At 68.3% G+C, this 385-nt stretch carries 1 protein-coding gene; it reads right to left on the bottom strand.

The window, feature by feature from the left end; genetic code table 11:
• The coding region (locus ACLBX9_RS03740; RefSeq protein WP_447717954.1) for a porin at positions 1–385 on the bottom strand (385 nt) is incomplete at both ends.

Consider the following 385-nt stretch of genomic DNA (forward strand, 5'->3'; position numbering starts at 1 on the left):
CGCGGCCGTCTGGGCGTAGGTGCCCGAGTACGAGGAGTAGCCGGAGTAGATCTGGGCACCGTTCGCGTAGGCGGCCTGGACGTACAGCGCGTCGCCCGGAGCGATGAACGGCGCGTTGACCTTGATGCCGCCCTGCACGGCGAAGCCGTAGGCGGAGTTGGCGTGCGGGATACTCAGGTTCGAGCCGTTCGCCGCGGTCGCCGCGGTGCCGAGGCCACCGCCGGGCACGAAGCCGAGGCCGTTCTGAATGTTACCGATGTTCAACTCGTGCATGGCCGCCGAGATCTGGGCCGAACCCCAGGCCTGATCGAGGCGGAGCACGCCGACGACGTCGGGGATCCGGCTCTTCTCGATGCCGTCGACGAAGTTGAAGCGCGACGGCGCA

It is taken from the genome of Methylobacterium sp. A49B (genome assembly GCF_053346215.1).